The 21,166-nt window shown below is 71.6% G+C and carries 24 protein-coding genes; 20 read left to right on the top strand and 4 right to left on the bottom strand.

The genetic code is table 11. The annotated features are described in order from the left end of the window. Nucleotides 1-191 precede the first annotated feature (191 nt). The 5 genes from ACFZA0_RS13855 to ACFZA0_RS13835 all read left to right on the top strand — a co-directional run bounded on the left by ACFZA0_RS13855 (nt 192) and on the right by ACFZA0_RS13835 (nt 2,978). Complete coding sequence (locus ACFZA0_RS13855) at nt 192-932, top strand: LmeA family phospholipid-binding protein (protein WP_391015215.1); 741 nt, start codon at nt 192-194, stop codon at nt 930-932. A 209-nt stretch (nt 933-1,141) separates the two neighbouring features. Then, nucleotides 1,142-1,249, top strand: a complete 108-nt coding sequence (locus ACFZA0_RS13850; RefSeq protein ID WP_391015212.1) for a putative leader peptide — start codon at nt 1,142-1,144, stop codon at nt 1,247-1,249. A 160-nt stretch (nt 1,250-1,409) separates the two neighbouring features. Then, on the top strand, nt 1,410-2,249 hold the full coding sequence (locus ACFZA0_RS13845; RefSeq protein WP_391015209.1) for a rhodanese-like domain-containing protein: 840 nt from the start codon (nt 1,410-1,412) through the stop codon (nt 2,247-2,249). A 55-nt stretch (nt 2,250-2,304) separates the two neighbouring features. Further along, nucleotides 2,305-2,592 carry a DUF1416 domain-containing protein gene (locus ACFZA0_RS13840; protein ID WP_004986406.1) on the top strand — a complete coding sequence of 96 codons (288 nt, stop codon included), beginning with the start codon at nt 2,305-2,307 and terminating at the stop codon, nt 2,590-2,592. Between the two features lie 122 nt (nt 2,593-2,714). After that, the gene (locus tag ACFZA0_RS13835) at nt 2,715-2,978 is read left to right on the top strand and encodes a DUF3099 domain-containing protein (RefSeq protein ID WP_391015208.1); all 264 of its coding nucleotides are present in this window, start codon (nt 2,715-2,717) and stop codon (nt 2,976-2,978) included. A gap of 172 nt (nt 2,979-3,150) precedes the next feature. On the opposite strand, the gene ACFZA0_RS13830 is transcribed toward ACFZA0_RS13835, so the two are convergent. Beyond that, nucleotides 3,151-3,513: a DsrE family protein gene (locus ACFZA0_RS13830; RefSeq protein ID WP_391015205.1), complete on the bottom strand. Its 363-nt coding sequence runs from the start codon at nt 3,511-3,513 to the stop codon at nt 3,151-3,153. A 220-nt stretch (nt 3,514-3,733) separates the two neighbouring features. On the opposite strand from ACFZA0_RS13830, the gene ACFZA0_RS13825 reads away from it, so the two are divergent. From ACFZA0_RS13825 to ACFZA0_RS13800, 6 genes are all read left to right on the top strand, one after another. Next, nucleotides 3,734-4,534: a hypothetical protein gene (locus tag ACFZA0_RS13825; protein WP_391015203.1), complete on the top strand. Its 801-nt coding sequence runs from the start codon at nt 3,734-3,736 to the stop codon at nt 4,532-4,534. Then, nucleotides 4,531-5,520, top strand: coding sequence for a hypothetical protein (locus ACFZA0_RS13820; protein ID WP_391015201.1), 990 nt, complete (start codon nt 4,531-4,533; stop codon nt 5,518-5,520). The genes ACFZA0_RS13825 and ACFZA0_RS13820 overlap by 4 nt, the downstream gene beginning before the upstream one ends. 248 nt (nt 5,521-5,768) lie before the next feature. Beyond that, nucleotides 5,769-6,602 (top strand): hypothetical protein, encoded by an 834-nt coding sequence (locus tag ACFZA0_RS13815; protein ID WP_391015389.1) that lies wholly within the window; start codon nt 5,769-5,771, stop codon nt 6,600-6,602. Nucleotides 6,603-6,845: 243 nt separating this feature from the next. Continuing rightward, a complete protein-coding gene (locus tag ACFZA0_RS13810; RefSeq protein WP_391015199.1) occupies nt 6,846-7,421 on the top strand; it encodes a heme-binding beta-barrel domain-containing protein in 576 nt (191 codons plus the stop codon). Between the two features lie 48 nt (nt 7,422-7,469). Continuing rightward, nucleotides 7,470-7,997, top strand: coding sequence for a transcriptional repressor (locus ACFZA0_RS13805; RefSeq protein WP_391015196.1), 528 nt, complete (start codon nt 7,470-7,472; stop codon nt 7,995-7,997). A gap of 10 nt (nt 7,998-8,007) precedes the next feature. After that, complete coding sequence (locus tag ACFZA0_RS13800; RefSeq protein WP_391015195.1) at nt 8,008-8,973, top strand: YgfZ/GcvT domain-containing protein; 966 nt, start codon at nt 8,008-8,010, stop codon at nt 8,971-8,973. A gap of 19 nt (nt 8,974-8,992) precedes the next feature. On the opposite strand, the gene dtd is transcribed toward ACFZA0_RS13800, so the two are convergent. After that, the gene (dtd, locus tag ACFZA0_RS13795; RefSeq protein ID WP_391015192.1) at nt 8,993-9,418 is read right to left on the bottom strand and encodes a D-aminoacyl-tRNA deacylase; all 426 of its coding nucleotides are present in this window, start codon (nt 9,416-9,418) and stop codon (nt 8,993-8,995) included. 194 nt (nt 9,419-9,612) lie between these two features. On the opposite strand from dtd, the gene ACFZA0_RS13790 reads away from it, so the two are divergent. From ACFZA0_RS13790 to ACFZA0_RS13780, 3 genes are all read left to right on the top strand, one after another. Next, nucleotides 9,613-10,344: a hypothetical protein gene (locus ACFZA0_RS13790; protein ID WP_391015191.1), complete on the top strand. Its 732-nt coding sequence runs from the start codon at nt 9,613-9,615 to the stop codon at nt 10,342-10,344. Between the two features lie 83 nt (nt 10,345-10,427). After that, complete coding sequence (locus ACFZA0_RS13785; protein WP_391015188.1) at nt 10,428-11,420, top strand: asparaginase; 993 nt, start codon at nt 10,428-10,430, stop codon at nt 11,418-11,420. A gap of 106 nt (nt 11,421-11,526) precedes the next feature. Beyond that, nucleotides 11,527-12,834, top strand: a complete 1,308-nt coding sequence (locus ACFZA0_RS13780) for a GNAT family N-acetyltransferase (RefSeq protein WP_391015186.1) — start codon at nt 11,527-11,529, stop codon at nt 12,832-12,834. 488 nt (nt 12,835-13,322) lie between these two features. On the opposite strand, the gene ACFZA0_RS13775 is transcribed toward ACFZA0_RS13780, so the two are convergent. After that, nucleotides 13,323-13,553, bottom strand: coding sequence for a hypothetical protein (locus tag ACFZA0_RS13775; RefSeq protein WP_391015184.1), 231 nt, complete (start codon nt 13,551-13,553; stop codon nt 13,323-13,325). Nucleotides 13,554-13,689: 136 nt separating this feature from the next. Between ACFZA0_RS13775 and ACFZA0_RS13770 the strand changes: the two genes are divergently transcribed. Beyond that, nucleotides 13,690-14,610: a GntR family transcriptional regulator gene (locus ACFZA0_RS13770; protein ID WP_391015182.1), complete on the top strand. Its 921-nt coding sequence runs from the start codon at nt 13,690-13,692 to the stop codon at nt 14,608-14,610. Nucleotides 14,611-14,662: 52 nt separating this feature from the next. Here ACFZA0_RS13770 and ACFZA0_RS13765 read toward each other — a convergent pair whose 3' ends face one another. Next, nucleotides 14,663-14,851 carry a hypothetical protein gene (locus tag ACFZA0_RS13765; RefSeq protein ID WP_391015179.1) on the bottom strand — a complete coding sequence of 63 codons (189 nt, stop codon included), beginning with the start codon at nt 14,849-14,851 and terminating at the stop codon, nt 14,663-14,665. Between the two features lie 266 nt (nt 14,852-15,117). Between ACFZA0_RS13765 and ACFZA0_RS13760 the strand changes: the two genes are divergently transcribed. The 5 genes from ACFZA0_RS13760 (at nt 15,118) to ACFZA0_RS13740 (ending at nt 21,138) form a co-directional block, all read left to right on the top strand. After that, nucleotides 15,118-15,984, top strand: coding sequence for a GntR family transcriptional regulator (locus ACFZA0_RS13760; RefSeq protein WP_391015385.1), 867 nt, complete (start codon nt 15,118-15,120; stop codon nt 15,982-15,984). Further along, complete coding sequence (locus tag ACFZA0_RS13755) at nt 15,933-16,763, top strand: HAD family hydrolase (protein ID WP_391015176.1); 831 nt, start codon at nt 15,933-15,935, stop codon at nt 16,761-16,763. The genes ACFZA0_RS13760 and ACFZA0_RS13755 overlap by 52 nt, the downstream gene beginning before the upstream one ends. 353 nt (nt 16,764-17,116) lie before the next feature. After that, nucleotides 17,117-17,989: a GntR family transcriptional regulator gene (locus ACFZA0_RS13750; RefSeq protein ID WP_391015174.1), complete on the top strand. Its 873-nt coding sequence runs from the start codon at nt 17,117-17,119 to the stop codon at nt 17,987-17,989. Nucleotides 17,990-18,242: 253 nt separating this feature from the next. Next, entirely contained in the window at nt 18,243-20,432 is a 2,190-nt protein-coding gene (locus tag ACFZA0_RS13745) for a phosphotransferase (RefSeq protein ID WP_391015172.1), read from the top strand. Between the two features lie 163 nt (nt 20,433-20,595). Further along, nucleotides 20,596-21,138 carry a hypothetical protein gene (locus ACFZA0_RS13740; protein WP_391015382.1) on the top strand — a complete coding sequence of 181 codons (543 nt, stop codon included), beginning with the start codon at nt 20,596-20,598 and terminating at the stop codon, nt 21,136-21,138. Nucleotides 21,139-21,166 lie beyond the last annotated feature (28 nt).

The following is a 21,166-nucleotide window of genomic DNA, read 5'->3' as shown; positions in this document are numbered from 1 at the left end:
GGCACCCGCCCTCCCCGGCCGCGGCTCCGCGGGCCGTCCCGCCCGTACCACCAGCCCCTTCCGCCGCGCGCGCCCCACTGTCACAGACGATCGACAATTTCCCGGCGGTCCCGGAACCCAGGGTTACGCTCGCGCTCACCGGTCACCTGACCGTGAGCGAACCAGTGGGCGATGGTGGGAGACACCGACACATGCGCGGGCTGCGAATACTTCTGATCCTCGTCGTCATCCTCGGCGTGCTCTTCGTCGTCGCCGACAGGCTGGCGCTGCACTTCGCCGAGGGCGAGGCCGCGGACAAGCTGAAGACCACGCAGAACCTGTCGGCCACCCCGGACGTCGACATCAAGGGCTTCCCGTTCCTCACCCAGGTCGCCAACCGCAAGCTGAACGACGTCACCGTCGACATCAGCCAGTACGAGGCGGCCACCGGGGACGACAAGGGCACGACCGTCCGGATCGACGACCTGGAGGCGAAGCTGAAGGGGCTGCGGTTCTCCGGCAGCAGCTTCAGCTCCGCGACCGCCGACACCGCCACCGGCTCGGCGCGCATCACCTACGCCGAGCTGCTGAAGGCCGCGAAGTCCGAGAGCACGCAGGTCGTGCCGGGCTTCGACGTGCGGGTGGCGAGCCTCTCCGACGGCGGTGACGGCCGGATCAAGGTCACCCTCGAAGCGACCCTGCTCGGCAGGACGCTGCCCCGGGTCTCCGTCCTGAGCGCGGTCTCCGTGCACGGCGACACGGTGCGCGTGCGCGCGGTGAAGCTGCCCACCTTCGACGGGGTGACCTTCGGCGAGGACAGCATCCGCTCGGTGGTCGACTTCGAGCAGCGGATCGAGCAGCTCCCGGGCGGCATCCAGCTCGACAAGGTCACGGCGGCCAAGGACGGCGTCGACATCTCGGTGAAGGGCGCGAACGTCAATCTCGCGGAGTGACCGGCTCGGACACCTGTCCGACTGGCGAGACCCGGTCGTCCGTACCGCAGATGCGGTGGGGCCGGCGGGGCCGAGGGGCGGGCGGCGCGGCCACCGGTGACCCGCCCCCGAGGGGTGCCGACCCCGGGCGTCTCACTCACCGGACGATGACGTCTCAAAATACGACACGGCGGTGACACGCCCGCCTGTCCGTCCCTACGATCGACACCATGCAGTGCCATGCGGGCGTCCTCCGGCACGGAGGACAGGCGGACCTCACCAAGCGGCGGGCAGTGGACCTGTGCCGCGTGGCCGCCATGCTCTGTCGCACTTTCTGAGACGGGAGAGCGGACTCCCGGTTCCCGGCCCCGGCCCGGCGCTCGCCGCCGGCCCGCGCAGGCCGCCCCGCGCCGCGTACGCCCCGCAGTGCTCCGCGTACCCGCGCCCCTCTTGAACCCCTTTGCACGCCCGCCGTACCTGCCCCGGAGGAGAAAGCGCATGAGCCGCAGCGACGTCCTGGTAGACGCCGACTGGGTCCAGGACCACCTGGACGACGCCAGCATCGCCATCGTCGAGGTGGACGAGGACACGTCCGCCTACGAGAAGAACCACATCCGCAACGCGATCCGGATCGACTGGACCAAGGACCTCCAGGACCCGGTCCGCCGTGACTTCATCGACCAGGAGGGCTTCGAGAAGCTCCTCTCGGCCAAGGGCATCGGCAACGACACCCTGGTGATCCTCTACGGCGGCAACAACAACTGGTTCGCCTCCTACGCGTACTGGTACTTCAAGCTGTACGGCCACGACAACGTCAAGCTCCTCGACGGCGGCCGCAAGAAGTGGGAGCTGGACGCCCGCGAGCTGGTCGAGGAGGTGCCCGAGCGCGCCGCGACCACCTACACCGCCAAGCCGCAGGACACGTCCATCCGCGCGTTCCGCGACGACGTCGTGGCCGCGATCGGCGCGCAGAACCTGGTCGACGTGCGCTCGCCCGACGAGTTCTCCGGCAAGCTGCTCGCCCCGGCCCACCTGCCGCAGGAGCAGTCGCAGCGCCCCGGCCACGTGCCGAGCGCCCGCAACATCCCGTGGTCGAAGAACGCCAACGACGACGGCACCTTCAAGTCGGACGACGAGCTCAAGGAGCTCTACGCCGCCGAGTCGGTCGACCTGGCCAAGGACACCATCGCGTACTGCCGCATCGGTGAGCGTTCCGCGCTCACCTGGTTCGTGCTGCACGAGCTGCTCGGCGTCCAGAACGTCAAGAACTACGACGGCTCCTGGACCGAGTACGGCTCCCTCGTCGGCGTGCCGATCGAGCTCGGCGCGGCCAAGTAGGCAAACCGGTCTGCGACCGATCCCCTCTCGACCCCGAAGACCTCTGGAGAACCACATGTGCGGAGCGAAGGCCGGCGGCCCGGACGCCTCGACGATCAAGCCCGGCGAGACCACGATCCAGGGGCAGGTGACCCGTGACGGCGAGCCGGTGACGGGCTACGTCCGTCTGCTGGACTCGACCGGAGAGTTCACCGCGGAGGTCCCGACCTCCGCCACCGGCCAGTTCCGCTTCTACGCGGCGGAGGGCACCTGGACCGTGCGGGCGCTCGTGCCCGGCGGCACCGCCGACCGCACCGTGGTCGCCCAGCAGGGCGGCCTCGCGGAGGTCGCGATCGCGGTCTGACCGAGGCCGCGCGCGGGCCGGGACCGTACGACGGGCCGCACTCCGGGTTCCACACCCGGGGTGCGGCCCGTCGGCCGTATCTCCACCTGCACGGGAGCGGGACCCCGGCCTACGCTGGAGCCATGTACGGACGACGCCGACGGGTGTACTTCGCCATGATGGGCACGTGCGTCGGGCTGTTCGTCCTGGCCTGGGGCGTCGTGCGGCTGTGGTCGGTGCCCGCCGCGGTCGGGATGTGCGTCCTCGCGATGCTGATCCCGCCGGTCGCGGCCATGATCGCCAACCGCAAGGGTCCCGAGGACCGCTGGTGGGACGAGCGGCAGTCCGGCGACCCCGAGTCCGACGACTGGTGGGACGAGCTGGACGGCCGTAAGCGTCGGCGGTAGGGCGGTGCGCACGCGGCCGCCGTCCACCGGGCCCGAGCCGGATCCCGGGCCGCGGCCGCCTTCTGCCGGCGCCGCCCGCCTCGCGGACTTCCAGCCGCAGGGGGACGTGCCACCCCGTCGCGCATGACGATCCGTCAACTCCCGCTCTCCGTGCCGGGGTTGAGCTGACGGATCAGTACACGAGGGCCTGGGTGTCGTCCGACAGGGCTTCCTGGACGAAGAGTTGGGCGCCCGCGATGCGTACGCCCTCCAGTACGTCCTTCTCCGTGATGTCCCGGCGGGCCGCGCACTGGGTGCACAGGGTGACGCGGCCGGTCGCCAGGATGGTGTCGATCAGATCGGGAAGCGGTGCGGCGTGCGGGAGTTGGAACTCCGCCGCCCGTCCCGGCAGTGCGAACCACGCGGACTCCCCGGTCAGCCACAGGGAGACCTCGGCCCCGCTTGCCGCGGCCACCGCCGCCACCGTGAACGCCTGGGAGCAGCGTTCGGGTGCGTCGGCTCCCGCCGTCACCTTGATCACGAGCTTTTTCGCCATGACCGAATCGTAATCAAGTTGCCCCGCAACCCTGTGTATGGATCATGAGTCTCCTTGGAGCACGCATACGGAATGCGTGATTCCCGTTCTGTGGGGGGACGTCTTGGAAGTCACGGAAAGTCCTGAGGAAGCGGAAAGACCCGAAGGGGCGGAAGAGCCCGTAGGGCCGAAAAAGCCGGAAGCTGACGAGGCGTCCGACAATGCGCCTGCGCCTGCCGAAGTGGCGCAGCCTGAGGGGGAGTTGGGGGACGCCCGCGGCGACCTCGGCGAGACCGGCGAGACCGGCGAGACCGGGGAGGGCGCACCCGCCGCCCCGAAGCGCCGGCGCGGTCTGCGGACGACCCTGCTCGTCGCGACCGCCGCGGTGCTCGGTGTCGTCGCGGGCACGTGCACGGGCTACCTCGTGCAGGCCGACCGCGAACCCACCAAGCTGCCGCCGCTCTCGCAGCCCGTGGTCAAGCAGGCCAAGGGCGAGGTCGAGAAGGCGTCCGCCGCGCACGACCACCAGGTGAAGACCGAGGGCGACCTGCGCGACCTCCTCCTGAAGAAGCCGAAGGGAACACAGAGCGTCCCGAACGGCCTGTCCTCCGACGGCTGGCTGACCCTGGAGGACTACGCGGACCTGTGGAGCGACGGCACCTACAACTGGGAGAACGAGGCCTCGCAGGAGTTCCGCCGCAGCGCGGTGGCCCAGTGGAAGTCCGGCTACCAGATCGTCGAGATCAACCTCGTCCAGTACCGCCAGGTGGAGACGCTGGCCGCCGGCCAGGGCTCGGCGGACGAGGTGACCTGGCGGAGCGAGGACGCCGACACCGACAGCTGGTCGATCCCGGGCACGGGCGACGGTATGGCGTTCGTGCACAACACCCCGGACACCAAGGCCGGTTACCTGCCCATGTACTCGGCCGAGGCGTACGCGTGGCGGGGCGACATCGCGATGCAGGTCTGGGTCTACGACACGAAGCCGGTCCCCAAGGCGAAGATCCTGGACCTGGCCAAGCGGCAGGCGGCGAAACTGTGAGCGAGAACCCGGTCGAGTCCGAACACCCGGAGACCCCCGGCGCGGTGACCCCTCCGACCACCGAGGGCGCGGCCCCCGAGCCCCCCGAGGCCGCCGAGACGCCCGTGAACCCGGAGGCTCCCGTGAGCCCCGCCGCGGCCGGGACCGCCGAGGACGGCGCCCCCCTCGGGGCGGACGCCGTCCCCGTCCCCGTCCCCGCCGACGCCGTCGCCGACGACGCGTCCCCTGCTCCCGCCCCCGCCAGGAAGCGCCTGCGCCGCGGCCGTGCCGCCGCCGTCGCGGGGTCCGTCCTGCTGCTGGCGGCCGTCGTCGCGGGCGCCGGGTACACCGTCGTGACCGTCCAGGACGCCGACGTGGACGCGGGCCGTCCCGTCTTCGAACTGCCCGCCGCGCACAAGGAGAAGGAGCCGGAGGCCAAGGGCCTGCGTGCCCTGATGCTGCCGTGGGAGGCGGACACCTACGCGCAGGGCCCGGACCTCGGCGAGTACGGCTCCGACGCCGAGTTCAACGGGCGTGAGGCCACCGCGCTGCGCAAGGAGTCGGTCAGTTCGCTGCCGACCTCGATGCGGCGCGCGATGGAGCGGCTGATCGACAAGGAGAAGATCAAGGGCATGGCGATGCGGAGCTACATCTCCGACGACGCCACGACGGACCTGGCGCACAAGGGCTTCACCGCGAGTGTCGTCCTGACGCAGATGGCCACCCACAACGACGCGAAGTCCAACTCGGCCAACCAGAACGCCGCCTTCGCCGCCCTGGGCGTCCTCAAGGAGGGCCCGAAGATCAAGGGCCACCCGGACGCGCGCTGCTTCCGCACGCCCAAGGAGGACGACGTGGAACAGATCGACATGTTCTGCTCCGCCTACTCCGGCGACGTCCTCGTCACCATCACGGCGGCCGGTATGGAGCACTTCGACAGCGGCCTGGTCGGCAAGTTCGTCACCGCCCAGCTCGACCACATCGGCGACCCGGGGGAGTCCGTATGACCGAGCAGCAGCACGCCCCGGCCGAGCCGGCCACCGCCGAGGTCCCCGTGATCCCGGCGCAGGCGGTCGAGCCCCCGGCGCACCTGGACGCCCCCGCCACGGCGGAGGAGGCCCCCGCCGCCAACGTTGCGGACAACGTTCCGGCCGCCAACGTTCCGGCCGCCAACGTTCCGGCGGACAACGTCGCGGCCGACGTCCCCGCCGCCGACGCCCCGGAGGGCACCGCTCCGGCGGCCGCCCTTCCCCCGATGCCGGCGGGGCCGCCCCCGCCCGTGCCGCCCGTTCTGCCGGACCTCCCCGACGTGCCGCGCGTGAAGAAGGACCGCCGGGTCCTGCGCGCGGCCCTGCGCTGGACCGCCGCCGTCGTGGTGTTCGCCGCGGTCGGGGCGTCCGTGGCGTACGGGATCACCCGGATGGAGCGGACCGACGTACCCGGTCTGGCGACCGTCTCCGACGGCCGCTGGGACTACCCGGAGATCGTCCGGCCGCCGCTGCCCTCCGGCAGCCCGCGGGCCTTCGCGCCGTCGAACCTCGCGAACGTCCACTACGCGGACCTGCGCGAACTGCTGCTCGCCGCCCCGGCGGGCGCGACGGCCGACACGTCGCTGCGCGGCCAGGACGGCTGGCTGCCGACGAAGGACTTCCTCGCGCAGTTCGCGTCCGAGGACGACCGGGACACCCTGCGGACCGCGCTCACCGACAACGCCGTGCGGCACATCGCGGCGACCGGCTGGACCGCGGCCGACGGCACCCGCACCGGCATCTACCTGCTCCAGTTCGACACCGGGGCCGTCGCGCAGAGCGTGGAGTCCGAGTACCTCACCAGCTACGACAGCCCCGAGCTGGCCCTGAAGGGCGCCGCCGACATGAAGGCCGACGAGAGCTTCCCGGAGTCCTCGACGGTCGCCGGAGTCGACCGCAGCCTGTACGCCGAGGCGAAGCCCTACGGGGCGACGCAGTCGCGGCAGGCGTACCTCACCGCCGGCGACGTCGTCGCCCTCGTCGTGCAGTCCCGCAAGGGCGGCGCCGAGGAGGTGCCGTTCCAGCAGACGGTGACGCTCCAGAGCGAGCTGCTCGGCTGAGCGCACCTCGCACGGAGGGCCGGGCCCCGGCCGCGTAAACTGAGGCCCGGTCCTGTGTGCGCATTCCGCGACACCCCGCTCATCAGAGGAGCACCCCCGTGGAGATCTTCTACGAAATCCTGCTGGCCCTGGTCTGTGTCGGCGTGCTCGCCTTCGCCGGGCTGACGGTGAAGAAGCTGTACCAGGGCCAGCGCTGACCGACCGCCCGGCGCGATCCCCCGACGCAACGACGAAGAGCTGCTCATGATCGAGATCCCGTCCGACCTCAACAAGGGCCTCGTCCCGCTCGCGTTCCTCCTCGGTACGTGGGCCGGCGCGGGCGTGCACGACTTCCCCGGCTCCGAGAAGTGCAACTTCGGCCAGGAGGTCACGTTCTCCCAGGACGGCCGCGACTTCCTGGAGTACCACTCCCGTACCTGGGTGCTGGACGCCGAGGGCAACAAGGTCCGGCCGCTGGAGACCGAGTCCGGCTTCTGGCGCATCGACGACGACCGCAAGGTCGAGGTCACGATGACCCGCGACGACGGTGTCATCGAGATCTGGTACGGCGAACTGGCCGCCAAGCAGCCCCAGATCGACCTGGTCACGGACGCCGTCGCCCGCACCGCCGGCTCGGCGCCGTACACCGGCGGCAAGCGGCTGTACGGCTACGTCAAGAGCGACCTCATGTGGGTCGGCGAGAAGCAGACGCCCGACGTGGAGCTGCGCCCGTACATGTCCGCGCAGCTCAAGAAGGTCGTCACCCCCGAGGACGTCGAGCGCTGGGCGAAGGCACTGCCCGAGGACATGCCCGACGACGGCATCGCCTTCTTCAAGTAGGCCGCTCGCCCGTCCGGCGGGCACCGGAGTCGTCCTAGACTCTCCCGTGTGGTGAGCACCGACTGGAAGAGCGATCTGCGGCAGCGCGGTTACCGGCTGACCCCGCAGCGGCAACTCGTGCTGGAAGCCGTGGACACCCTGGAGCACGCGACCCCCGACGACATCCTCGTGGAAGTGAGGAGGACGGCGTCGGGGGTCAACATTTCCACCGTCTACCGCACGCTGGAACTCCTGGAGGAGCTCCAGCTCGTCAGCCACGCCCACCTCGGGCACGGCGCCCCGACGTACCACCTCGCGGACCGGCACCACCATCTCCACCTCGTCTGCCGCGACTGCACCGACGTCATCGAGGCCGATCTGGACGTCGCCGCCGAGTTCACGGCGAAGCTCCGCGCGGACTTCGGCTTCGAGACGGACATGCGGCACTTCGCGATCTTCGGCCGGTGCGCGGAGTGCGCGCTGAAGAACCCGCCCGCCGAGGCCGCGGGCGAGGAGACGGCACCCGGGGCGGCCGCACCGGACGGGTCCGCGTCCGGCGGGCCCTCGGCCGCCCGGCCGCCAACTGCCGAGTCGTAGGCTTGGGTCCATGAAGAGCCCCCTGCTGTCCCTGCCGGGCGCCGTCCTCGCCGAGGGCGTGGACGACGGCGTCGCGGCCCACTACGGCGACCTGTTCCGCGAGCAGCGCGCCCTCGCCGACGGCAACGGTTTCGTCGACCTCTCGCACCGCGGTGTCATCACCGTCTCCGGTTCGGACCGGCTGGCCTGGCTGCACCTGCTGCTCACCCAGCACGTCAGCGAGCTGCCCGTGGGCGAGGCCACCGAGGCGCTGGTCCTGTCGGCGAACGGCCACATCGAGCACGCGCTGTACCTGGTCGACGACGGCACGACGACGTGGATCCACGTGGAGCCCGGCACGCAGGAGGCGCTGATCGCCTACCTGGAGTCGATGAAGTTCTTCTACCGGGTCGAGGTCGCCGACCGCACCGACGAGTTCGCCCTCGTCCACCTGCCCGCCGGTTCGATCGCGGAGGTCCCCGAGGGCGTCGTCGTCCGGGAGACCGCGCACGGCCGCGACCTGTTCCTGCCGCGGGCGGACCTGGAGACGTTCGCCGCGGAGCACGGCCCGGCCGCCGGCACCCTCGCGTACGAGGCGCTGCGCGTCGAGGGCCACCGGCCCCGGCTCGGCTTCGAGACCGACCACCGCACCATCCCGCACGAGCTGGGCTGGATCGGCAGCGCCGTGCACCTCCAGAAGGGCTGCTACCGGGGGCAGGAGACCGTGGCCCGCGTGCAGAACCTGGGCAAGCCCCCGCGCCGCCTCGTCTTCCTGCACCTGGACGGCAGCGACGTGCACCTGCCGCCGCCGGGCACCGAGATCCGGGTGGCCGCGGACGGCGCCGAGGGGCGGAAGATCGGCGTGATCACCACGTCCGCCCGCCACCACGAGCTGGGCCCGGTCGCCCTCGCCGTGGTCAAGCGGAACGTCCCGGTGGACGCGCCCCTGCTCGCCGGGAACACGGCCGCGGCGCAGGAGACCGTCGTCGAGCCCTGAGCGGCGCCGCCCCGCCGGCTCAGATGTCCAGCAGCACGGTGAACGGGCCGTCGTTCGTCAGGGACACCCGCATGTGGGCGCCGAACCGGCCCGTCGTCACCGTCGCGCCCAGCTCCCGCAGCCGCGCGACGACCTCCTCGACGAGCGGCTCGGCCACGTCGCCGGGCGCCGCCGCGTTCCAGGTGGGGCGGCGCCCCTTGCGGGCGTCGCCGTAGAGCGTGAACTGGCTGACGACCATCAGCGGCGCACCCGTGTCGCTGCACGACCGCTCGTCGTGCAGGATCCTCAACGTCCAGAGTTTGCGGGCGAGTTGGGCCGCCTTCTCCTTCGTGTCCTCGTGCGTGACCCCCACGAGGACGCACAGTCCCTCACCGTCGATCCGCCCCGTCGACGCGCCGTCCACGACGACGTCCGCCCCGTCCACCCGCTGCACCACAGCTCGCATGCGCACCATCATGCCGTGCGGGGCACCGGGGCCGGACGGGGCGTCGGGCCCCGCGTTCGAGGCGGTTTCGTACAGGGTTGATTTTCGGCACGCAACCGCACATCTGGGGCCGATCGGGGGCACTCGGTCACATAGCGGCCACCGAGGGTGGCACGATGCTCACACACCGCCGGTCGAGGGGACGGTTGAGGCACATGAGCACACCGAGTACGGGGCAGCCGCCCGGACCGGTCCCGCTGACCCGCGTGCACGGCACGCAGGCCCAGCGACCGCCCGCGCAGCGCTCCGACAGTTCCGACGCACCGCCGGTACCGGCACCACCGGCACCGGCGCACCCCGGTGCGGATCCGCACCGGTCCGAGGCCGGGCTGCCCGTGCTGCGGCTGCCCGAACTGCGCGCCCTGCGCCGTACGGCCCAGCGCGACGAGGCGGATCTCAGTTACGTACGGCGGCTGCTCCAGGGCCGCATCGACATCCTGCGCGCCGAGCTCGCACGGCGCGGGCGCACGGCGCGGGCGTCGGCCCTCGCCGGTCCGGGCGGGGCGCCCGCGACGCCCGGGGCGGACGGCGCGGGGGTGGCGGAGGAGGCACCCCCGGGGGACCTGTCCCTGATGGAGCGGCTTCCGCAGATTCTCACGGACGCCCCCGCCCGGCACCGCTCGTCGGCGCGGCACGTGACACTGGGCACCCCGTACGGCGAGGAGTACCGGCTGCTGGCCGCCGAGATGCTCTCCGAGGTCGAGCTGTCCGACCTCCAGGCCCGCACCGACACCGAGCTGAACACCGCGATGGGCCGCCTCGTGCGCTACGAGCAGCAGGTTTCCCGGCGGCGCCAGCACCTCCAGCGCACGGCGGACGAGTGCGGCGCGGAGATCGCCCGCAGGTACCGTGATGGGGAAGCACAGGTGGACGACCTGCTGATGTGACGGCCTGCCCGCGTGCGACGCGTGATCCGCGGCGCACGCGCCCGTGCTTCGCGACCCGGTCCCGAACACGGAAGGCCCCCGCGATGTCCGCGTCCTCGAACTCCAGCCCGACCCAGGGCGAATCCGCCGTGGCCGCCGCGCCGCCCGTCCTCGCCGAGGTCGTGCGGTCCGGCTTCGTCGAGGGACGGCACCGGGGCAGCCTGGTCGTCCTGGCCGCGGACGGTTCGGTCGACCTGGCGCTGGGCGACGTGGACGCCCCCGTCTTCCCGCGGTCGTCCAACAAGCCGATGCAGGCGGCCGGCATCCTGCGGGCCGGGCTCGACCTGTCGGGCGAGCGGCTGGCGCTCGCGGCGGCCAGCCACTCCGGCGAAACGTTCCACCGGGACCTGGTGCTGAAGATGCTGGCCGAGCACGGGCTGACCTCGGCCCAGTTGCAGTGCCCGCCCGACCTGCCGCTCGACCCGGTCGAGCGCGACACCTACCTGGCCTCGGGCGCCGTGGCCGACCGGATCGTCATGAACTGCTCCGGCAAGCACACGGCGATGCTCGCGGTGTGCGCGCAGCGCGGCTGGCCGCTGGACACCTACCTCGACGCCGAGCACCCGCTCCAGCTCCTCATCCGTACGGTGCTGGAGGAGGCGGCCGGCGAGCCCGTCGCCGCGGTCGGCACGGACGGCTGCGGTGCGCCGCTGATGGCGGTCGGTCTGACCGGCCTGGCCCGCGCGTTCCGCTCCTTCGTGCTCGCCGCCTCCGGCTCCGCCGAACGCCGCGTGGCCGACGCGATGCGTGCCCACCCCGAGTACGTCGCGGGCACGCGGCGCCCCGACACCTGGCTGATGCGGGAGGTGCCGGGCACGCTGTCGAAGATGGGCGCCGAGGCGGTCCAGGCGGTCGCCCTGCCCGACGGCCGCGCGCTCGCCTTCAAGATCGAGGACGGTGCCACCCGCGCGCTCGGCCCGGTGCTGGCCCGCACGCTGTCGCTGCTCGGCGTCGACGCCCCGGTGGTCGCCCGCATCGGCACCTCGCCGCTGCACGGCGGCGACCGCGAGGTGGGGGAGATCCGCGCGGCGTTCTGACGCGGACCGCGCGGGGGCGGCGGGGGCCGTGGCCGTGCGTGCCTGGCGGGGGCGGGCGGGGGCAAAAGGACGTGAGTCCCCGCGTCCGGCCGCCTAGCGTGAGGCCATGACCCGCGATTCCGGCCCCGCCCCCGCCGCTCCCGCCCACGACGCCCGCGCCTCCCGCGGCGACGACATCGACGTCCGTCCCGTCACGCCCGACGAGATCCCCGACTGGATCCGCGCGCTGAGCGTGGGTTTCCTGCGCTCGCCCGCCGTGTCCGCGGACGAACTGGCCGCCCGCAGCACGGTCGTCGTGCCCGAGCGGACGCTCGGCGCGTTCGACGAGGGCCGCTGCGTGGCGACCTTCCGGTCCTTCGAGCAGGAGATCACCGCGGTCGGCGGCAAGGCCGTGCCCGCCGACGCGATCTCCAACGTCACCGTCACCGCCACCCACCGCCGCCGCGGTCTGCTCACCCGCATGATGGCCCGCGACCTGGCCGCCGCGAAGGAGCGGGGCGACGTGGTCGCCACCCTCATCGCCGCCGAGTACCGCATCTACGGCCGCTACGGCTTCGGCCCCGCCGCCTCGACCACCGAGTGGACGGTCGACGTGCCGCGCACCGGACTCGACCCGCGCTGGTCGCGGCCCGTGGACGGCGGCCGGATCGACCTGGTCGACGCTGCCGAGGTCCGCAAGTCCGGCCCCGAACTGCACGAGCGGCTGCGCCGGATCCAGCACGGCGCCGTCAGCCGCCTCGACCGCTGGTGGCAGATCGCCACCGGCACGGTGCGCCTGGACAGCGGCCGGTGGACCGAGCCGTACTACGCGGTGTACCGGGCGGCCGACGGCGAGGTGCAGGGCATGACGGCCTACTCCGTCGACGACACCTGGGTCGCCAAGCAGCCGCACGACACGGCCACCGTCGAGTGGCTGATCGCGGTGACCCCGGCCGCGGAGCGCGCGCTGTGGCACTACCTCTGCTCGATCGACTGGATCACCAAGGTCAAGACCGACGGCCGGGCCTCGGACGATTTGCTGCCCCACCTGCTGCCCGACCCCCGCGCGGCCCGCGTCACCACGCGGGCGGACTATCTGTGGGTGCGGGTCCTGGACGTCGTCCGGGCGCTGGAGGCGCGGACCTACGCGGGTGCCGGCGCCCTCGTCCTCGACGTCGTCGACCCCGGCGGTCTGGCCGGCGGACGGTTCCTGCTGGAGGCGGCGGCCGACGGGACCGGCAGGTGCGCGCCGACCACGCGCAGCGCCGATCTCACGCTGGACGTCGGGGAGTTGGGCGCCCTGTGGCTGGGCGACGAGACCGTGACCCGGCTGGTGGCGCTGGACCGGGTCCGGGAAGAACGAGCGGGCGCCGCCCGTGAGGCCGACGCCCTGCTGCACACGCCCCGGCGACCTTGGTGCCCGGACATGTTCTGATGCCGTTCGCGGTCGCGAGGTGTCCGCGCCGCTCCTTCCCGGTGCCGGCTGTTCCAGCCTGGAGGGCTGGAACAGCGGCTGTTCGATGGGTTGTTGTGCGGTGAGCCTGTTGTTGCGGTGGTGCGCATCCGTAGCGCGGTGGTGCCGTGTGCCGCTGTTCGGTTGTGGCTGTGCCGGTGGTTCTCGCGCGCGGTGCGCGCGGGTGGAGCGCCGTATTCGGTTGTGGCTGTGCGGTATTCGGTTGTGGCTGTGCCGGGTCCGAGGGCCGAGCGGGTGCCTCTGGACCGGTACGTCTGATGAGCCGGGCGCGGCTGTCGGGGCGCGGCTGTGATGATCCGGCCGCCGCTGTTCTGTTGTCGCTGTTCCGTTGTCGTGCGTGTTCCGTGTTCAGTTGTGGCTGTGCGGTTCGGGACCCGACGGGCTCCCGGCTCCCCTCCGGAAGGGAGCCCGGCTCGGGCCGGACGGATCGGGGGCGTACCGGCCGCCGCTCACCCGGGCTGGGTGAGCAGCATCGTCAGAACCACAGCCCCGATACCGCCGATCGCCAGTCCCTTGGCCCTGCGGCCGGCGATCAGGGCGACCAGGGCCACGAGGCCCATCGCGCCGTAGCGCCAGTGCGTGTAGTGCTCCAGGACGGCGGCGAGTGCGACGATGACGAATGCTGCGACGACGGGCACGACGACCCCCTTCAGGACGGTCCCCTCGGGGACAACGGTCACCAACCGTCACCCTGGTGCCAACATCGCTGAAGTCGCACCAGGTTGTGAGAGTTGGCCACCAACTTCGTTGTAGTTATCTCCGCCAGGAAGCGGCTCATAACCACCTTCACGTGAACTGCCCAAACTTGGCGAGAAGTTGTACGGTTTCGCCGTGGACCCGGAATACGCCTCCGTCAATGGACGGAAGAGGCCGCCACAGCCCCTCCCGACACATCGTGAGGTGGCCGACGAGCTGCGCGCCCGGATCACCTCGGGCAGGCTGCGGCCCGGTCAGCGCATGCCCACGCAGGCCACGCTGGCCGACGAGTTCGGTGTGGAGCGCGGCGCGGTCCGGGAGGCGCTGCGGATCCTCCAGTCCGAGCACCTGCTCACCAACGTCTCCAAGGGGAGCCCCGCGACCGTCGCGGGAGGCCGCGGCGGCCCGGCCGCCGGGCCCGCGGGGACCCCGCAGCCGACCATGGTGGAGCTGGCGTCCCGCACGACCGCGGCGTTCGCCGCCGAGCACGTGTCGATCGACGCGCTGTGCCTGACCTCGGTGTCCCTGGGGCTCGCGATCGGCGAGCCGCTGCGGCTGATCCACGCGGGGGAGCTGAAACCGGCCAAGGTCGATCTGCGGGTGCTGCTGCCCAGCCGGCACATCGATCTCGCGTTCCCGGTGCCGGTGGACGGCAAGGCCGACGGCGAGCCGGTGCACGAGGGATGGCTGGCCCAGCGCAACGCCCAGGGCCAGGTGCTGCGGCACAACCTGCTGGCGCTGCGTTCGACGCACGGCATCGACGTGCACGTCTCGTTCCGGGCGCTGCCGTTCACGCCGCCGGTGAAGCTGTACCTGCTCAACGGCGCGGAGGCGCTCTTCGCCTACTACACGGTGGCCCGGCGCGAGCGGGAGGTCGACCACGACCACCTGGAGACGTACGACACGGAGGGGACCAGGTCGACCCTCTTCGCGTTCGAGCGCGGGGCGGGACCTCGGGACACCAAGTTCGTCGAGGAGTCCCACCGGTGGTTCGACGCACTGTGGGAGACGATCAGTTCGGACCTGGCGCTGACGGGCTAGGCCGGCGACGGGCGGCCGGACCGACGTCTCCCCGCGTCCGTGGCGGACACGTTCACATGGCGGGGCCGGTCACGAGCAGGGCCAGCAGCAGGGCACCGGCCGAACTGACCGTGGGATTGCGGGCCTTGACGCCGACGGTGAGCAGCAGCAGACCGGTGGCGCCCAGCACGCCGTACTTCCACTGGACGTACTGCTCCAGGGCGACGACCAGGACCGCGGAGAGGAGAGCGAGGGCGGGCACGATGGTTCCCCCTTCTTCTGACTTCTTTCCGATCGGGGCGATGCGACATGTGCGGGGGTTGGTGAGGAGAACGGCGGGAAGAATTCCGCCAACTCGACCAAGTTGGCAACCAACTACACTTAAGTTGTCCCCAGTTGGTACCTAGTCGTAAACAAGTTCTCATCAACACAAGGGAGATGGGGCTGGATGGCGTCGGCTGGAGATGGGTGGGGATGGATGAAGCCGAGTTGTAGCGTCTTGTCGTGACCCAGGAGAACGTGGCAGCAGTGAACGGCAGCAGAAGACCCTCGTCCCAGGAGATAGCCGACACCCTGCGGGAACGCATCCGCGACGGTGACCTCAAGGCGGGCGACCGTCTGCCCACCCAGGCCGAGTTGGCGGAGGAGTTCGGCGTCGAACGCGGCACGGTGCGGCAGGCGCTGCGCGCGCTCCAGGAGGACGGCCTGCTCACCAACGTGAGCAAGGGCAGCCCGCCCAGGATCGCCGCGCCGACGGCACCGGGATGGGACGAGCCCCGGCCGACCATGGTCGGGCTCGCGCCCCGGCTGAGCGACGCGTTCCGGGCGAAGAAGCACGTGCGCATCGACGCGGCCTGCCTGACCGCCGAGTCGCTGATGCTGGCCCTGGGGGAGCCGCTGCGCATGATCCACGAGGGCAGCATCCGGCCCGAGTCGATCGAGGCCCGCATCCTGCTGCCCTCGCGGAAGATCAACCTCGCGTTCCCCGTCTCCGTGGACCCCGACGAGGCGGACGGTGACACCGACCCCGTGCACACGCGCTGGCTGGCCCAGCGCAACGCCCAGGGGCACGTCCTGCGGCACAACCTGCTGGCGCTGCGCGCCACGCACGGCATCGAGGTCCGGGTCGCCTTCCGCGCGCTGCCGTTCACACCGCCGGTGAAGCTGTACCTCCTCAACGACACCGAGGCGCTGATCGCGTACTACATGATCGCGCGGCGCGAGGAGCCGTCCGACAGCGGAATGCTCGACATGTACGACGTGATGGGCACCGAGTCCCTGCTGTTCTCCTTCGACAAGGGGGCCGGCCAGCGGGACGCCGCGTTCGTGTCGGAATCGCAGAAGTGGTTCGACGCCCTCTGGGAAACCATCACCAAGGACCTGACACTCTCCTAGTGACCTCTGACGCGAAGCAGACCGGAACGGCGACCGCGGGGACCGCGGGCGGGACGGCGGCCGAGACGGCGACCGGGACGGCGACCGAGACCGCGAGAGTACGGGAACTGGTCGGAGCCGCCCGGGTCGTGCTCTGGGACTTCGACGGGCCCATCTGCCGCCTCTTCGCGCGGCACTCGGCGAAGCGCGTGGCGGCGGACTCGGTGCGGTGGCTGGAGGAACGCGGGCTGCGCGGCCTGCTGACCGCCGACGAGCGCGACTCCCTGGACCCGCACGTCGTCCTGCGCGCCGTGGACCGCCGCCACCCGGGCAGCGACCTGGTGACCGAACTGGAGGAACGGCTCACCCGGGAGGAGTCCAAGGCCGCCCGCACCGCGCTGCCCACGGCGTACGCGGACCCGCTGATCCGTACCTGGACGGCGGTCGGCGCCCGCCTCGCGGTCACGACCAACAACTCCCCGCGCGTGGTGCGCGACTACCTCACCGGCCGGGGCCTGCTCGGCTGCTTCGCCCCCCACCTCTACGGCCGCACGGCCGACCTCCACCGCCTGAAGCCGGACCCGGACTGCCTGCACCGCGCCCTCACGGCGATGGGGGCGGCGCCGTCCACCGCCCTGATGATCGGCGACTCCCCCTCGGACCACGAGGCGGCACTGAGCGCGGGCGTCGCGTTCCTCGGCTACGCGCGCAACGAAGAAAAGGCCGAGCTCCTGAGGAAATCCGGAGCGGAGGCCGTCGTCTCCTCACTGGAGCCGGTGCTGTGGGCGGTGCGGGGGTGACGGCCGGGGCGGCGCCGGCCACTCGCCGCCCGCGCCGCCGGCCGGTCCAGCGCCGGTACACCCCCCTCAGTACGTGCAGGACCAGGGAGGCCGGTCCGGCAAGGTCCAGCAGGTCGTCCAGTCCAACGGCCCTGCCGAGCAGGTGAATGAGCACGTGTTCCACCCCCTGTGGCACATGCGGCGAACCAGTCAACTGGACTATGCACTTGCCTGGTTGACTGAACTACGGCAGGCATGCCCGGCCAACTAGATCCAGTAACGGCCTGGTTGGTCTGCCTGCTTGTCTGGCCGGAAGCGGCTGCTTGTCGGCCGGAAGCGGTTTGTGCGTTCCGCCCGAGCGGTAGTCAGGGCGTATGACCGCTCCCCGGGGACGTGACGGCAAGGCGTTCCGGCAGGTGTCCGACGAACTGCGTGTCCGGATGGCCGACGGGACGTACGTGGTGGGCTCTCTGCTGCCGTCGCAAAGGGAGTTGGCGCAGGAGTTCGGGGTCTCCAGGGACACTGTCCAGCGGGTCGTGCAGGAACTGAACTCCGAGGGCTGGATCGACGCCCGGCAGGGGACTCCGGCCCGGGTCGTCAAGAACCAGCGCATCCAGTCCGCCACCGCCCGTGCCACCCGTTCGCGACGCCCGATCACCCTCGGCCCCCTCATCAGCGAGGCGTTCGAGGAGGGTGAAGTCACCCTGGACGTCTACACGTTGACCTCCGAGTCCCTGGACGCGCACATCCGGCTCCAGGCCGAGCGGATCAGGGCCCGCGTGATCTCGCCGGAGAGCGTGAAGCTGCGCGTCCTGCTGCCGTCCCCGAGCCTGCAACTGCCGTACCCGAGAGCCTTTAAGGCGGCCGACAACCCGCGGTTGCAGGGCAGGCTCCGGGCCATCACGGACGCCCACACCGCCTCCCTGCGGACGGTCCTCAACGAACTGGCGGTCGAGGGACTGGTCCCGTCCGTCCGCTGCGAGATCCGCGTCGCCCCGCTGGCGCCGGCCTTCAAGGCCTACATGCTCAACGGCCGCGAGGTCCTCCACGGCATGTACGAGGTGATCGAACGGCCCATCGTCCTGGACGACGGCGCCACCATCGACGCGTACGACGTCCTGGGCGTCGGCGCCACGCTCACCCACCACGTCAAGGACGACGACCCGGACTCACCGGGGTCGGTCTTCGTCGCCGGCATCGCGAGCTGGTTCGAATCCCTCTGGGAGCGCATGTCCGCGTCGGCCTAGCTCGCTCATTCGAATGAATTCGGACGCTCCGAATCGGTCCTGCCGACTTGCGTTAGCATGCCCGAACTGTGTGAGCGATCGCTCCGTTCATGCACGGGGGAGGGCGACCAGGCCCTCTCCGGTGTCCTGACGCAGATGGCTGCAGAACGCCCTGTTCCGGCCACTTGGCCTCCGCCCCGGTCGTGCGGCGCACCGGGCCGGATTAACGTTTGCCCCACTTTTCCCTTTTGTGCAAGTGAGACCGGAGCAGCCAGTGGGCGCACCCTCGTTTCCCCGCTTTCTCGGGGAACGCGCCATCCGTCGTCAGCAGGACGACGTGTGCAGGACCTTCGCCGAGCAGGCTTCCCGGTCGGGGGCCAAGAGCAGCGGTCACCACAACCAGAACTACGTCCTGGCCCTGACCGAACAGATGGCCAGAGTGGTGGGACGGGAACCGGGCACCTCGGTGACGGTGCGCGTCCGGCGGGCCGAGGTGCTGCCCGTCGTCATCAGGACCTGGCCCAACGAGGCGGAGATCCTGCAAGCCGTCAGGGGTGCCCTCCCGCACGCCCCCGAGTGTCTTCTCCAGCGCGAGGACTTCGCGATCCACAGCTATGTGGAGGGCGTCCCGCTCTCCGGAGTGTGCGGGAACGGCAAGCCCGTCGACCCGCTGCTCGTGGAGGCGATGGCCCAACTGCTCGCCCGGATGACCCAGGTGCGCAGGGAAGCGCTGCCGAAGCTGCCCGAGGGGTGGCCCCGCAAGGGCAGCCGCAGCTTCCTGCAGACACTGGCCCACTTGGCGGACGGTCAGATCAGGCAACCCAACTGGGCCGAGTTCGGTGGCCTGTTCGCTTCCCTCGGCGTTCCCGACGACGCTCTCACCCGGTTCGCCGAGCGAGTGCCGGCCATGGCCAGGCGCCCGTACAGCCTTCTCCACGCCGACCTGCACCGGGACAACCTCATCGTGTCGTACGGCGGGCAGCCGCCGTTGATCTGCGTGGACTGGGAACTCGCCACCTACGGCGACCCGTTGCACGATCTCGCCACTCACCTGGTCCGTATGCGCTATCCGGAGTACCAGGAGGCGGAGGTGATCGAGGCCTGGGCCACGGCCATGGGCCACGTCCGCCCCGCCGCCGTGAACGGTCTGGACAGGGACCTGCGGCGGTACCTCGCCTTCGAACGGGCCCAGTCCCTCTACCCGGACGTCATGCGCGCGGCGAGGTCGTTGCAGCAGTCGTTCAGTCCGAAGGCTCTCGACGACGCGACCGCGGCGGTGGACCGGGCGCTGCGCCACGCCGCCGAGCCACTGGGTCTCCGGGTCCTGCCGACCGAGGCGGACATCGAGCGGGTGCTGTTCCGCTGGCAGAGCTCCCGGCTCAACGGCCGTGCCGGGACGGGGCGTTACGTCGCGGTGGGCTGGGAGAGGGACCGTCGGTTCCAGGCGCGGGACGAATTCCCCGACCGTGCGGTGAGCGACGCCCTGCTGGCGGAGGGCAGGGCCCCGGCTCATCGGGTCTTCAAGGGGACGGGGCACCTCAACACGGTGGTCCGGGTGCCCGGATCGGACCGGGCGGTCGTGGTGCGGCGCAAGGCCGACGACGCGTGCCGCCGCGAGCGCAGCTTCCTCAGCGAGCACGCTGTGCTGGGCGCCATCGAGGCGGCGAACGTCCCGGTGGCCGTACCGCGTGTCCTGGCCCTCGGCGAGAGCTACCAGCACGAGCCCTTCGCCGTGCACACCTACGTCGGCCCGCAGGACGCCAACGAGCCTCCCGACCATCCGGTGAACGGACTCCGGCTCCACGAGGCCGACGCCCTGGTCGACCAGCTCTGCGCCCTGACGCGGGTGGACTACCGACAGCTGGACCCCGCGCCCGCCGAGGAGAACTGGTCCTTCTTCCCCTGGCTGTGCGACCAGCTCGTACGGCTGGTGGACGGCCTCCCGAAGAGCTCCCAGCAGCTTGCCCGCATGCTGGGACTTCCGGACAGCGAACGGCTCCGGCTGATCCTCTCCCGGCACGTGGTGACCGACCGGTCGCCCGCACTGCTGCACGGCGACCTCAACCCGTGGAACCTGGTGCGCCGCCCGGACGAGCTGGCGCTCACCGTCATCGACTGGGAGATGGCGATGGTCGGCGACCCGCTCTACGACCTGGTGCGCCACATGCACCTCACCCCCACCCGTTCGGAGATCCGGGAACGCATGTTCCGCCGCTGGGCGCGGTCCCTGCCGTCCTCCCACACCGAGGGCTGGGCGCGGGACTGGCACGTCTACCGGGGAATCGAGATCGTCCGCTCCGCCTACGTGGACCTGGACCGGCTGGTGACCCGGTCCAGCCTGGACGCCCCCAACGTCCGCAGGGCGCTGGAGGGTTACGCCATGACCCTGGCGGCGGCGTCCGCGTCCCTCGGGCTGCCGATCCGGGCGACGGCCAATCCGTACCTCGCACGCGCCCTGGCGTGAGGCGGTCGTGTCGACGTGGGCCGAGCACTTCGACGACCTGTGGGCCCTCTCGGCGCGGCCCGGCCGGCGGCCGGCGCCCGTGGGCCGACCTCGCGCGGTCGTGGGAGCGGCGGTGGCCGTTCGGCAGGACAGGACGCCCGTGCATGGCCGATCCTGGGTGCTGATGGCCGCCGTACTGCTCTTCCTCGACATCGACGGGCCGCTCATCCCCTTCGGGGGCGCGGCCCCCTATCCGGTGTTCGACGACGGGCCCGGGGGCTCCGGGGACGTCGGGGACGAGCCGGGTGCGGCGAATCCGCTGCTGGGGCGGATCGACCCCTCGCTCGGGCCGCGGCTCGTGGCGCTCCACTGCGAACTGGTGTGGGCCTCCACCTGGCTCGACGACGCCAACGCGGTCGTCGCGCCCCGGCTGGGGTTCCCGCCGCTGCCCCTGGTGGACTGGCCCGACCCCGCCGAGGACACCGGTACGGACACCCCGGCCGGGCTGCACTGGAAGACCCGCCCGCTGCTGGCGCGCGCGGCGGGGCGGCCGTTCGTCTGGGTCGACGACGAGATCACCGACGTCGACCGGGCCTGGGTGAGCGCCCGCCACCCGGAACCGGCGTGCCTGTACCGCGTCGACCACCGCACCGGCCTGCGGGACCCGGACTTCGTGGCGCTGCGTCGGTGGCTGGCACGAGCGGTGGGAGTGCCGGAGGACCGCTGAGCCGGCGGCCGTCGGCGCTGTCGTACCC

The organism is Streptomyces sp. NPDC008150 (genome assembly GCF_042956945.1).
GTDB lineage: Bacteria > Actinomycetota > Actinomycetes > Streptomycetales > Streptomycetaceae > Streptomyces.
The sequence above is the reverse complement of the archived record's forward strand: the minus strand, read 5'-3'. Positions and strand labels throughout refer to the sequence as shown.